The sequence below is a fragment of the Pseudomonas mercuritolerans genome, from assembly GCF_025706525.1.
GTDB classification, from domain to species: domain Bacteria; phylum Pseudomonadota; class Gammaproteobacteria; order Pseudomonadales; family Pseudomonadaceae; genus Aquipseudomonas; species Aquipseudomonas mercuritolerans.
In genome coordinates this window covers 253,482-266,895 of record NZ_JAMSHA010000009.1, presented here as the reverse complement: position 1 = coordinate 266,895, position 13,414 = coordinate 253,482, and the positions used below count along the sequence as shown (strand labels likewise).

General features: G+C 62.5%; 9 protein-coding genes. 3 read left to right on the top strand and 6 right to left on the bottom strand.

Translation table 11 applies throughout. From position 1 onward, the window contains the following. Positions 1-214: 214 nt before the first annotated feature. Positions 215-2,317, top strand: coding sequence for a mechanosensitive ion channel domain-containing protein (locus ND528_RS24160; RefSeq protein ID WP_263471382.1), 2,103 nt, complete (start codon positions 215-217; stop codon positions 2,315-2,317). A 114-nt stretch (positions 2,318-2,431) separates the two neighbouring features. On the opposite strand, the gene ND528_RS24155 is transcribed toward ND528_RS24160, so the two are convergent. Next, entirely contained in the window at positions 2,432-6,718 is a 4,287-nt protein-coding gene (locus tag ND528_RS24155) for a DEAD/DEAH box helicase (protein ID WP_263471381.1), read from the bottom strand. A 276-nt stretch (positions 6,719-6,994) separates the two neighbouring features. Here ND528_RS24155 and ND528_RS24150 point away from each other — a divergent pair, with 276 nt between their 5' ends. Together ND528_RS24150 and ND528_RS24145 are read left to right on the top strand one after the other, a co-directional pair. Further along, entirely contained in the window at positions 6,995-7,879 is an 885-nt protein-coding gene (locus tag ND528_RS24150; RefSeq protein WP_263471380.1) for an NAD(P)-dependent oxidoreductase, read from the top strand. Further along, positions 7,872-8,804: an NAD-dependent epimerase/dehydratase family protein gene (locus ND528_RS24145; RefSeq protein ID WP_263471379.1), complete on the top strand. Its 933-nt coding sequence runs from the start codon at positions 7,872-7,874 to the stop codon at positions 8,802-8,804. Before ND528_RS24150 ends, ND528_RS24145 begins: the two co-directional genes overlap by 8 nt. Before the next feature lie 357 nt (positions 8,805-9,161). Here the strand turns inward: ND528_RS24145 and ND528_RS24140 are convergent, their stop codons facing one another. The 5 genes from ND528_RS24140 to ND528_RS24120 form a co-directional block, all read right to left on the bottom strand. Continuing rightward, positions 9,162-9,860 (bottom strand): OmpW/AlkL family protein, encoded by a 699-nt coding sequence (locus ND528_RS24140; RefSeq protein WP_024014503.1) that lies wholly within the window; start codon positions 9,858-9,860, stop codon positions 9,162-9,164. 220 nt (positions 9,861-10,080) lie between these two features. Then, on the bottom strand, positions 10,081-10,599 hold the full coding sequence (locus tag ND528_RS24135; RefSeq protein ID WP_263471378.1) for a DUF3299 domain-containing protein: 519 nt from the start codon (positions 10,597-10,599) through the stop codon (positions 10,081-10,083). A gap of 11 nt (positions 10,600-10,610) precedes the next feature. Further along, on the bottom strand, positions 10,611-11,876 hold the full coding sequence (locus tag ND528_RS24130) for an ABC transporter permease (protein ID WP_212617245.1): 1,266 nt from the start codon (positions 11,874-11,876) through the stop codon (positions 10,611-10,613). A 1-nt stretch (position 11,877) separates the two neighbouring features. Further along, positions 11,878-12,588: an ABC transporter ATP-binding protein gene (locus ND528_RS24125; protein WP_263471377.1), complete on the bottom strand. Its 711-nt coding sequence runs from the start codon at positions 12,586-12,588 to the stop codon at positions 11,878-11,880. Positions 12,589-12,732: 144 nt separating this feature from the next. Then, the gene (locus ND528_RS24120) at positions 12,733-13,326 is read right to left on the bottom strand and encodes a DUF2796 domain-containing protein (RefSeq protein WP_263471376.1); all 594 of its coding nucleotides are present in this window, start codon (positions 13,324-13,326) and stop codon (positions 12,733-12,735) included. Between the last annotated feature and the right edge of the window lie 88 nt (positions 13,327-13,414).

Here is a 13,414-nt window from a genome sequence, read left to right as displayed (position 1 = left end):
CCCTCTCCCCCAAAGGGGGCGAAGGGGAAAGGGAGCAGATCTGCATGGTCTTCAGGACTTGAGTTCGACTCAAGACGTGCAGTTGGTGATTTTGGTCAGGCAACTCGGTCGGCTCCCTCTCCTGGGGGAGAGGGCTGGGGTGAGGGGGCTCTTGAACTTGCCGCGCAATTACCGATCAGTTCCTTACCAGGGTCAGCCACGGGAGATCGGAGCTTTGCGCAATTTCAGGATCGCCATTCTGCTGGGAGCGCTGCTGTGCTTCGGCGTCAACGCATCGCAAGCCGCCGCGCTACCGGGCGTTCCGGCTGCCGCCGATACGGCGGAAAAACCTGCCGAACCCGAACCGCTGGTGCAGGGAGGTCTGCTCGGGGCGATCAGTACGAGTATCGACGATGTGCAGGAAAAACTCGATCTCAACGAACACCTGGTCGATGCCTGGCGGCTGCGCGCCGACCGTGCGGCGGATGAGGTCGATCGGCTGGTCAAGCAACCGTCGAACCGCTCGGGCTGGAGCGTGGCAGGGGATTTCCTCACGCTGTCGGGAGTCTGGCTGGGCAGTTTCGCCCTGCTCACCGTGCTCGGCAGTTTGCTGGCCAAGCGTCTGCGTGAAGGCCGTTGGTTGCGCACCCGCCAGCGCAGTCAGGATCTCCTCGGTTATGTGCTGCCTTACACCGTGCCGGCGCTGATCTGCCTGCCGCTGACGCTGTATGTCAGCCATTTTCTGCAAGCTTCGGTGGGCCGCGCGCTGGCGCTGTGTCTGGCCTACGCCACCAGCAGCGGCATCTTTTCCACGTCGATGTTGTTGTGCGTGGTGGTGATGTTCAACGTCGGCCACAAGCGCGCCGCCGCGCGAATCATCCGTGAATACTGCCCGCGCCCGCTGTTCCTGATCGGCTTTCTCGCCGCCCTCAGCGATGCCCTGACCAGCCCGCAGATCGCCCGGCAACTGGGCGGCAATATCACCAGCAGCATCGCCGTCTTCACCGGGCTGATCGCCTCGGTCATCTTCGGTTTGCTGGTGATTCGCCTGCGCCGGCCGGTCGCGCATCTGATCCGCAATCGCCCGCTCAGTCAGCGTTTGAAACAACCGTCGCTGCAAGAGTCGCTGCGGATATTTTCCGGGCTGTGGTACTGGCCGATCGTGCTGATGGTGCTGGTCTCGGCAGTCAGTCTGATCGGCATCGGCGAGGACAATCAGAAAGCTCTGCGCTGCGCCTTGTTCACCACCGTGCTGCTGATCGCCACGGTGTTTCTCAGCACGGTATTGCAGCACCTGTTCAAGTCGCGCAAAGCCGAGGCGATCCAGCGCAGCAGTGCCTACAAGGAACGTTTTCTCAGCCTGTTGCATGCTTTGCTGCGCATCGTCATGGCGATTGTGTTCATCGATATTCTCGGGCGGATCTGGGGCGTGTCGCTGCTCGATTTCGCCCAGAGCAGCACCGTCGGCCGGGCGATCAGCAATGCCTTGAGCAGTATCGGCCTGATCTTCCTGGTGACGTGGCTGCTGTGGGTGGTGCTCGACACGGCGATTCAGGAAGCGCTGAAACCGCCGCTGAGCAAACGCGCGGCACGTCAGCCGAGCACGCGGGTGAAAACCATCCTGCCGCTGCTGCGCAACGCGATCAAAATCATCCTCGTGGTGATCTGCGCGATTACCACCATGGCCAACCTTGGCATCAATGTCGCGCCGCTATTGGCCGGTGCCGGCGTGGTCGGCCTGGCCATCGGTTTCGGTTCGCAGCAACTGGTGCAGGACGTCATCACCGGGTTGTTCATCATCATCGAAGACACCCTGTCGATCGGCGACTGGGTGGTGCTCGATTCCGGCCACGCCGGCACCGTGGAAGGCCTGACCATTCGCACCTTGCGCCTGCGTGACGGCAAGGGTTTTGTGCACTCGGTGCCGTTCGGCCAGATCAAGGCTGTGACCAACCAATCACGCCAGTTCGCCTTCGCATTTTTCTCGGTGCAGTTCACCTACGACACCGACGTCGACAAGGCCATCGAGCTGATCCGCGAGGCCGGCGATTCGATCCGCGAAGACCCGTTCCTCAAGTACAACCTGCAAGGGCCGCTGGATGTGTTTGGCGTGGACAAAATGGACTTGAACGGCGTGGTGTTGACGGCGCAATTCCGCACAGTGTCCGGTGGCCAATATGCGGTGAGCCGCGCGTTCAATCAGCGCTTGAAGAAGCTTGTGGATAACACAGCGAATGTGCATTTTGCGCAGACTTATCCACAGCAGGTGTTGTTGCCGAAGCGGCAGGAGGAAGGGGCGGTGGTTGCGGGTGATGTGCCGCAGGAGTCGCGGACCTGAAGCATGATTTTGGGGTGGAGGGCCGGCCATTCGCGAGCAGGCTCGCTCCCACAGGGGAAACGGGATTGGACTGTGGGAGCGAGCCTTCTCGCGAAGACGCCGGTGCGAACACTCTCAATGCCGGATCAGCTTGGCATGCAGTTGCCCCATGGCTATCGGATCCAGCTCTACCCAAACCTGCTGCTTGCCGGCAATCACCGCCGCCACCGGCACCCCATCGCGATACACCAGCCGATTGCTCACCAGCGCCGGCACTTTCACCCCGGGCAACAACGTCCCGGCGAGATTCAATGGATCAACCCCGCACACCGCCACCAGGCTGCCGTCCTGCGGGCGTCGACGGACTTCGCGCAGCAAGGGAATGGCTTCGGGCAAGGCAAACTGCTCGCCAGCCAGACCACTGACAAACCGACCGCCGCGAATCTCGCCCCGCGCTTCCAGACGATGAAAGGTGCGCAGCAATTCCCGCCAGCTCGGCAGCCAGTCCGCCTCGCGTTCCAGCAAACGCCAGAACACCACGCCGTAGCGGCGCAGCAGGGTCATGGCGACATGTTCGAGCGTTTCGGCCGAATCCACGGTTGATCCACGGCGCAGCAATGCCCAGCGCCCGGCATCGTCCATGCCGCCGATAAACGCCCCGCGTCCGCGTCGACTGCTGCGCTGCTGGCGCTTGCTTGCAGGAGTGATCAGTGCACGCAGGCCGGCGAAGCTGTCGGCGTTGACCAAACCTGCGGCGACCAGTTCCTGCAAGGCGATTTCCAGTTCGCTGCGCAGCAGGCGCGCTTCATGAATCAGCTCATCGAAAAACAGCGCGCCATGCTGACTCAGCGCCTCGAAGACTTTCTGTGTTTTCGGCGATAACTCACTCACTGGCGTCTGTTCCGCCAACGCACTCCACAAACCCACCTGGCTACGCGGCAGCAACACAATCGGTGTACTGCGCAATGCCGAGCCGCTGACCTTCTGCCGCGCATTGATGCGCGTCCACACCAGTTTGCCGTTGCGGCACAGGTCGTCCAGCCAGCTCGGCGAGTAGTCCTTGAGGCGCGCCGGCAGGATGTCGCTGTCCCACGCCGAAGCTGCCGCCGGGTAGCCTTCGAACTGGCCGATAATCGCCGGCAACACCGCGCTGCCCTGACCTTGGGTGGCCGGCGTCAGATGCTGCCAGTCGAACAGAAAACGCATGAAATCCTGCAATGCCACCGGTTCGATTTCCCGGCGCAGGCGCTTGACTGTGTAGCGATGGATGCGCGCCAGCAGATGGCGTTCGCACCATTCTTCAATCACGCTGTTCGGCGTGAACTGGCCGCGCAAGACGTAACCTTCACGCTCCAGTTGCGCGAGGGCCTGATTGACTTGCGCGGCTGGCAGGGCGAGCGGTTCGGCGATGGCGGGCAACGGGATCGGCCCAAAGGCGCCGAGGCGGGCGCGGATCACTTCGACCAACGCCTCATCGAATGCCCACGTGTCGTCGAAGCCGGGCAGCACCACCGCCTCAGTCAGCAACGTGGCCTGTGGATAAAGTGCTTGCAGGCAACTCAAGCGTTCACGAGCCAGCCATAACTGATGCTCGGCGTCGATCTGCAACAGGCAGGCGCGGCCGCTGGCCATCAGCGTTTGCAGCCAGTCCTGCCAGCCCGCGTTGGCTTGGGCTTCGGCGTCGCCGATGCAGGCGAGGCTCATCAGCGCTTCGTGCATCTCATCCATGGAATTGGGCGACGGCCAGGCTTCTTCGCGCACTGCGGTGATCGCATCGGCATCGAGCGCGCCAAGGTCATCGGTCGATTGCGGATCGCTCCAGCGCCGGTTGATCACCGCTTGCGTGCGGCGTTCCTCCAGCGGCGCGTCGTCGAGAAACGTGTAGGGTCGGGCGCTGAGAATTTCTGCCGCCAGTGGCGACGGCGCAGGCAGATCACGGGCGATCAGGCGCACCTCGCCACGCTCCATGCGCCGCAGCAGGGTCAGCCAGCCTTCGCTGTCCATCGCTTCGTGCAGGCAATCGTCGAGGGTCTGTTCCACCAACGGATGCTCGGGGACTTCACGCTCGCCGGCGAGGTTTTCCAGGCAGGCGATCTGGTCGGGAAACACACTGGCGATCAGGTCTTCGCTTTTCATCCGTTGCAGTTGCGGAGCGACTTTGCGCCCGCCGGTAAAACGCGGCAATGCCAGCGCCACTCCGGCATTCCAGCGCCAGCGCACGCCGAACAACGGCGCATCAAGCACCGCTTGAATGAGCGTGTGTTCGGCGCTGTTGCTGTGCAGGTAACGCCAGACTTCGTCGAGCTCGAAGCTGTGACTGGTGGACAGCGACAGCACGATCGCGTCTTCGCTGGCGGCGGCCTGCAACTCGAAGTTGAAGGTGCGGCAGAAACGCTTGCGCAGGGCCAGGCCCCAGGCGCGGTTGATGCGGCTGCCGAACGGCGTGTGAATGATCAGTTGGGTGCCGCCGGACTCGTCGAAAAACCGCTCCATCAACAGCGTGTCCTGCGAGGGCAGGGCGCCAAGGGTTTGCCGTGCGCGCGCCAGATATTCGACCAATTGCTCGGCGCTGGCGAGGTTGAGGCCGAGTATGGTGGTCAGCCAGTCGAGCGCCGGTTGCAGATTACCGGGGCTGGCGCTGAGCAATTCGTCCAACTGCGCTTGCAGGCGCGCGACGGCCGCCGACAGTTCATCACTGCGCCCCGGCGCTTCGCCGAGCCAGAACGGAATGGTCGGCGGCATGCCCTGCGCATCCTCGACGCGCACTTTGCCGCTTTCCACCCGCAGGATGCGGTACGAGGTATTGCCGAGCTGGAACACGTCGCCGGCGATACTTTCCACGGCGAAATCTTCGTTGACGCTGCCGATGTTCAAGCCCTGGGGTTCTAGCAATACGCTGTAGTCGGCGTTGTCCGGGATGGTGCCGCCGCTGGTCACGGCGGTCAGTTGCGCGCCACGCCGGCCACGCAAGGTGCGACTGACGGCATCGCGGTGCAGGTAGGCGCTGCGAATGCCCTGACGGCCGTTGTAACCCTCGGCGAGCATGCTCAGCAGGGCCTGATAGTGTTTTTCGTCGAGATCGCGATACGGCCACGCTCGGCGGAACATCGCCAGCAACGCGTCCTCCGACCATTCCTGGCAACTGACCTCGGCAATGATCTGCTGCGCCAGCACGTCCAGCGGTTTTTCCGGAATGTGCAGCGTATCCAGCTCGCCCCGGCGCACGCAGTCGAGCAGGGCGGCGCACTCGATCAGATCGTCGCGGGTGGTGGCGAACAAACGCCCCTTGGGCGTGCCGCCGACCTGGTGTCCGGAGCGACCGACTCGTTGCAGAAACGCGGCGATCGAACGCGGTGAACTGATCTGGCAGACCAGGTCGACTTCACCGATATCGATGCCCAGCTCCAGCGACGCCGTGGCGATCAGCACCTGCAACTCGCCGCGCTTGAGGCGCTGTTCCGCATCGAGGCGAAACTCTTTGGCCAGGCTGCCGTGGTGCGCGGCCACGGCCTGCTTGCCGAGGCGCTCGCTCAGATGCCGGCTGAGGCGCTCGGCAAGGCGTCGGGTATTGACGAAAATCAGTGTGGTGCGATGCTCGCGGGCGAGTTCGGCGAGGCGCTCGTACACCAGTTCCCAGACATCATTGGCCATCACCGCCGACAGCGGCACCGGCGGCACTTCGATACCCAGGTCTCGTGGGCGGGCGTGGCCTATGTCGACGATTTCGCAGGGGCGGGCATGACCGACCAGAAACCGCGCCACGGCTTCTACCGGCTTCTGGGTGGCGGACAGGCCGATGCGGGTCAGCGGTTCGGCGCAGAGTGCTTGCAAACGCTCGAGGCTCAAGGACAGATGACTGCCGCGCTTGCCGGCGGCCATGGCGTGGATTTCGTCAATGATCACCGTGCGCGTGGTGCCGAGCATCCTGCGCCCGGATTCCGAGCCAAGCAGCACGTACAGCGATTCCGGGGTGGTGACCAGAATGTGCGGTGCGATCTTGCGCATGGCGGCGCGGTCTTTCTGCGGCGTGTCGCCGGTTCGTACGGCGGTAGTGATGGTCAGCTCCGGCAGGCCCATTTCGCGCAATTGCGCGGTAATGCCAGCGAGCGGGTTCTGCAGATTGATCTGGATGTCGTTGGACAGTGCCTTCAGCGGCGAGACATAGATCACCAGGGTTTCGGCGGGCAGGCCATCGGGCTGTTCCAGACCTCGATGGACAAGCTCATCGAGCACGGCGAGGAACGCGGTCAGGGTTTTGCCCGAGCCGGTAGGCGCGGCAATCAGCGTCGACCGGCGCTGGCGAATCAACGGCCACGCACGGGCCTGAGCGGCGGTGACCGCCGGGAAAGTCTTGTTGAACCAGGCACTGACGGCGGGGTGAAAACCGGCCAGCGCACTGTTGGCGGGGAGGGGCAGATTCATGACTGAAGTTATGCGGGCGGGGGCGGGAAGATGCAAGTACCGTTCGGACGCCTTCGCGAGCAGGCTCGCTCCCACCTTGGAACCCGGTCCCCTGTGGGAGCGAGCCTGCTCGCGAAGGGGCCGGTCGGGACGCCGCAAATTCGCGGATCTACACTTTACGGATGACGGTTGCGCACTAAACCCGCAAAATGCAACGATTCCGGCAATTATCGACGACGGTTCCACGAGAACCGTCGCCAAAGCCATCGTTCCAATCAGACTGGGCCTGCTGACTCTATGCGAATGCGCCTTATGTTACTGGGCGGCGGAAATGCCCTTGGGCAGGCGCTGATTCGCCTCGGTGCGGAAGAAGACATCGGTTTCCTCGCCCCCCGCCCGCCCGAAAACGGCTGGGATGCCGCGAGCCTCACGCAACTGCTCGACGACACCCGTCCCGATGCGTTGATCAACCTCGCCTACTATTTCGACTGGTTCCAGGCCGAGAGCGTCAGCGAAAGCCGCATGACCGGCCAGGAACGCGCCATCGAGCGTCTGGCCGAACTGTGCCAGCACCACAACATTGTCCTCGTGCAGCCGTCGAGCTATCGCGTGTTCGACGGCTCGCGGGCCACAGCCTACAGCGAGAAAGACGAACCGGTACCGCTGGGCCTGCGTGGTCAGGCCTTGTGGCGCATCGAGCAAAGCGTTCGCGCGACCTGCCCGCAACATGTATTGCTGCGGTTTGGCTGGCTGCTCGACGACAGTCTGGACGGCACCCTCGGACGCTTCCTCGCCCGCGCGGAAAAACCCGAAGAATTGCTGCTGGCCGATGATCGTCGCGGCAATCCGACTCCGGTCGATGACGCCGCGCGAGTGATCATTTCCGTGCTCAAGCAACTCGACTGCGCCGCGCCGCTGTGGGGCACTTACCATTACGCCGGCCACGAAGCGACCACACCGCTGGCGCTGGGCCAGGCGATTCTCACCGAAGCACGCAGCCTGCATCCGCTGGCGATCGAAGCACCGACCGCGCAGGCCCACGCCGCGCGCCCGGACGCCGCCGAAGAACCGCAACACGCGGTACTGGCCTGCAAGAAAATTCTCCACACTTTCGGGATCAAGCCGCGCGCCTGGCGTGCCGCACTCCCGGGTCTACTGGACAGGTTTTACCGACATGGCTGAAGCAACGGTTCTGATCACTGGCGGAGCCGGATTCATCGGCTCGCACCTGAGCGACGCGCTGCTCGCCAAGGGCTACGCAGTGCGCGTGCTCGACGACCTGTCGACCGGCAAGCGCAGCAATTTGCCGCTGGACAATCCCAAGGTTGAACTGGTGGTCGGCGATGTCGCCGATGCCGCTTTGGTCGCCCGCGCCATGCAAGGTTGCAACGCTGTCGCGCATCTGGCGGCCGTGGCCTCGGTGCAGGCCTCGGTGGACGATCCGGTGAAAACCCATCAGAGCAATTTCATCGGCACCCTGAATGTCTGCGAAGCCATGCGTCTGGCCGGGGTCAAGCGCGTGGTGTATGCCTCCAGCGCGGCGGTGTACGGCAACAATGGCGAGGGCGAGTCGATTGATGAAGACACGCCGAAGGCGCCGCTGACACCGTATGCCTCGGACAAATTGGCCGGTGAACATTACTTCGATTTCTACCGCCGCCAGCATGGCCTGGAGCCGGCAATCTTTCGCTTCTTCAACATCTTCGGCCCACGCCAGGATCCTTCCTCGCCGTATTCCGGGGTGATCAGCATCTTCAGCGAGCGCGCGTCGAAAGGTTTACCGATCACCGTGTTTGGCGATGGCGAGCAGACTCGGGATTTCCTCTTTGTCGGGGATCTGGTGGATTTGCTGGTGCAGGCGCTGGAAAAGCCTGATGTACAGGAAGGCGCGGTCAATGTTGGCTGGAATCAGGCGATGAGCCTGAAGCAGATGCTCGAAGCGTTGAAATCGGTAGTCGGTGAGTTGCCGCCCGTGAGCTACGGGCCTGCGCGTTCGGGTGATATCCGTCATTCGCGAGCGGATAACCGACGCTTGCTGCAGCGCTTTGAAATGCCCCCGCAGACGCCGATGAGTGTGGGCTTGGCGCGCTTGCTCGGGCGCTCCTGAGAAGCCCCTCACCCTAGCCCTCTCCCAGGGGGAGAGGGAACTGACTGAGGTGTTTGTGAGAAGTACGCCGACTTGCGATACCCAGTCGAACTCAGGTTTTGAACAACACACAAATCGGCTCCCTCTCCCCCGGGAGAGGGGTGGGGTGAGGGCGCCGGGCCTCCAACGCCCCACATGACTCAGCAGCAAATGAAAAAGGCGCCCTTCATCAGGCGCCTTTTTCACGGCCGGAATATCGCTACTCCTGTGGCGAGGGAACGTTGTCCCCCGGTCGACTGCGTACGGTCGTCGTCAGGTCTGTGCCTGCCCGCCACCAAGCCTCATTCACCACCACGTGAACGTTCGGTAAAAATCAGCCTAGAACTTATAGCCCAGACCGACCATGTAGATGAACGGATCGACGTCCACATTTACCCGTGCACGGGTGCCGGGGGCGACGGCGTTGTTCTCGACGGTCGCGCGGGTGTCGATATCGATGTAGCGCACCTGGGCGTTGAGCATGATGTTGTCGGTGATCATGTAGTCGGCGCCGACCTGCCAGGCCAGGCCCCAGGAGTTTTTCGCCTTGAAGTTGCTGAAGCCGTTGGCGCTGGCTTCGCTGCCGACGTGTTCGTCGTAGATCCAGGTGTAGTTGATGCCACCACCCACATACGGCTGGAAGGCCGATTTCGAATCCAGCGGGTAGTAGACGACGCTGAGGGTCGGCGGCAGGTGTTTCAGCGTGCCGAGCTTGCCGTTGGCGGCGGGCAGGGCGGTGCCCTTGAGCTTGACGTCATGCTCGAACGGCGTGGCTGCCAGCAGCTCGATACCGATGTTGTTGGTGAGCATGTAGGCGAAGTTCAGACCCAGTTGGGTGTCGCTGCTCATGGTCGCCTTGCCGCCCAGATTAGTGCCGCTCAGCGGACCCTGATCGACCTTGACGCTGGAACTGTCGGCCTTCGGGTTGACGGTGATCGCGCCAGCGCGCACGAGAATGTCACCGGCTTCGTGGGCATGGGCGAGCGGGGCTGCGAGCGCTAGGGCAAACAGCGGGGCGCTGAGCAAGGACTTGTTCATGGGGGCTCCGAAAGGACATAAAAATTCGATGTCCTAGGGTACGAAGCCGTCTGATACGGTGTTTTGACTCAGCTCAATGAAACAGTGAAGGGGCGGGGTTTTGTGGAACCCTTGAGGGCCTATTCGCGAGCAGGCTCGCTCCCACCTTGGAATGTGATCACCTGTGGGAGCGAGCCTGCTCGCGAAGACGATAGACCAGCCAATACAAAACTACCGGGAATTACTCCGGCAGCTCATACGCATAAATCTTCTCCGCCTCCATCTGATACCCGGCATCGGCCAGTTCACTGCTCGAGGCTTTCACCTGCAACGGTCCCTCAACCCAATACGGCTGATACAGCTCATCGAGCTTCACGCCCAGTTCGCTTTTCACATGGACGATCTGGTTCGACGGCGGTGGCGGTACGTGGATGCAGGCGCCGAAGTACGGCACCAGCAAAAAGTCGGTGGTGCGCCCCTCTTCGCTGACTTCCAGCGGCACGATATAGCCCGGCAAGCGAATGTTCTGTCCGTCGAGGTTCTTCACGACCGGTGCATTGGGCATGTCCTGCTTGGCCGCTGGTGCGGACTCGGCGGAAAGTGCGTCGCCCATCTTCGACAGGTCGTGCAACGGGGTCATGTTCGGCACTTCCGGCGCGGCGTCCGGCGGGATCATTTCCGACCAGGTCAGGTCTTTCGGCGCCGCCGCCCACACGGGCAGGGCGACCAGCATCAGCAGCGCAAGCAGGGCGCGGGGCATGGTGAACATCCTCATAAACGGATCGACAGGCCATCGGCCAATGATTGGCGATACGCGCGCCAGGCCGGCACGCTGCCCATCAGCAGCGCGGCCGCCAGAATGCCACCGAGCAGCGTCCATTCATACTCGCTCGGCCATGCCAGCGGCAGGTACAAACCGTAATTGGCCTGCACGTAACCCTGCGCAGCGGCGATGCCGATGTATAGCAATGCCAGTCCGGCGATGACTCCGGCCAGCGCCAACGCAAAGGCTTCCAGCACCAGCAGGCTTGCGATGTGCCACGGCCGCGCCCCCACCGAACGCAGAATCGCCATCTCGCGGCGACGTTCGTTGAGGCTGGTGAGAATCGCCGTGAGCATGCCGATCAGCCCCGTCAGCACCACAAACAGCGAGACCACGAACAAGGCTTTCTCGGCCGTACCCATCAGGCTCCACAATTCCTGCAAGGCCACGCCCGGCAGGATCGCCAGCATCGGTTCGCCACGGTATTCGTTGATCTCGCGCTGCAAGGCGAAGGTGGAAATCTTGCTGTTGAGGCCGAGCATGAACGCGGTGATCGCTTGCGGGGTCAGGTCCATGTTGCGCGCCTGATCAGCGCTGATCCGCCCGTTGCCGCGCGCCGGCACGCCGTTGTGCCAGTCAATGTGGATCGCCTCCATGCCGCCGAGGCTGATGTGCAACGTGCGGTCCACCGGGGTGCCGGTACGCTGGAGGATGCCGACCACGGTGAAGGGTTTGTCGTCGTGCTTGACCAGGCTGATCGCCGCCACGCCGTGGGCCAGTACCAGTTTGTCGCCGAGCTTGTAGTGCAGCGCTTCGGCGACTTCGGCGCCGAGCACCACTTCGAAAGGATCGGTGGCAAACGCGCGACCGTCGGCCAGCGCCAGGTGTTGCTGGCGCCCGTACTGGTAGTGCTCGAAGTAGGCTTCGGTGGTGCCCATCACTCGATAGCCGCGATGGGAATCGCCGAGGGACATGGGGATTGCCCACTTCACTTTCGGATTGTTGGCGAAGTGTTCAAAGCTGTCCCAACGGATGTTGTTGGTAGCGTTGCCGATGCGGAACACCGAATACAGCAGCAGGTTCACCGACCCCGAACGAGCGCCGACGATCAGGTCAGTACCGCTGATGGTGCTGGCGAAACTGGCCTTGGCTTCGGTGCGCACACGCTCGACGGCGAGCAGCAGGCACACCGACAGGGCGATGGCGAAGGCGGTGAGCAATGCGGTGAAACGGCGGTTGGCCAAGCTGGCCATGGCCAGACGAAACAGATACATCTCAGACCTCGGCGGACGTGGCGGCGCGATTGAGTTGGGCCAGGGACAGATGACGGTCGAACAGCGGCGCCAGGCTCTGGTCGTGGCTGACGAACAACAGACTCGATCCGGCCTCGCGGCACTCGGCAAACAGCAGGCGAATGAAGTTCTCGCGGGCGTCGTAATCCAGTGCCGAGGTCGGTTCGTCGGCGATCACCAGTTCCGGTTGGCCGATCAACGCGCGGGCGGCAGCGACCCGTTGTTGCTGGCCGATGGACAGCGAGTCGGCGCGGCGGCTGAGGATGCTTTCGTCTTTCAGACCCAAGTGCGCGAGCAGGGTGGCGGCGGCCTGATCGACGCTGCCGTGGCGCTGTTTCGCCCGTTGCGCGCGCAGTTTCGAGAAGTGACACGGCAACTCAACGTTCTCGCGCACCGAGAGAAACGGCAACAGGTTGAATTGCTGGAAAATGTAGCCGGTGTGATCGACACGAAACGTATCGCGCTTGCCGGCAGACAGTTCGGTCAGCTCCTGGCCGAGCAGGCGAATGCTGCCGCGACCGGGCTTCTGCACCCCGCCAAGCAGGCCGAGCAGGGTGGTCTTGCCGCTGCCGCTGGGACCTTTGAGAAACAGGGTTTCGCCGGCTTCCAGACGAAACGCCGGGATGTCCAGCAGCGGCGGGTGACCGGGCCAGTTGAAGCCAAGGTCGGAAAGTTCGATGAGTGCTTGGGTCATGGCACCGATTTCATGGTTGGACACGGACCCCTGTAGGAGCTGACGAGTGCAACGAGGCTGCGATCTTTTGGTTGTAAAAAACCAGGATCAAAAGATCGCAGCCTCGTTGCACTCGTCAGCTCCTACAGGGGATCTTCATTCGCTTCAGAATTTCAGCGCAGCCGATTTCGCCGTCACTTCGGTACCTTGCTGGCCAGTCGCGCTGATCAGTTGTACCTGAATCTTCTGCGTCGCCGGGAAGGTCTTGAAGATGTTCGTCAGGTTCAGCGTGCTCAGCGCGCCCGGTGTGGCGCAGCTGAATTGGTAATGCGCATGGATTTCGCTGTGGTCGTGGTGATGCTCGTGACCGTCCTTGTCCGCTTCATCTTCGTCGTGATCATCGGCGTCCGGCTTGTCGCCGAACAGCGGGCTTTCCAATTCCTGGCTGACCACCTTGCAACCGGCCGCAGCGGGCAGGCTGAACAGAGCCAATGGTTTTTCCAGCTGCGCACGAGCGGCAGCGACTTTGGCCTTGTCGGCATCCGACGTGGCGGTGTGTTCAAAACCCACCAGATTCATCGCCGGGCTTTCCAGCTCCAGCTCCAGGGTCTGACCATCGAGCGCGGCGTTCAGGCGACCCACACCATGTTCGTGAGCGCCGAGGCTGCCGTGCTCATGATCATGATCGTGCTCATCAACCGCATGGGCAGCGGCCAGCGGCAACAGGGCAAACGGCAAAGCGAGCAACAGACGACGCATGACGGACTCCGAGAAAAATGAAAAGTTTGTTATGTAATCTTATAACGAAAGTGCGCAGAGTGTGCCCGTGCGCTTGAGATTGCGCAAG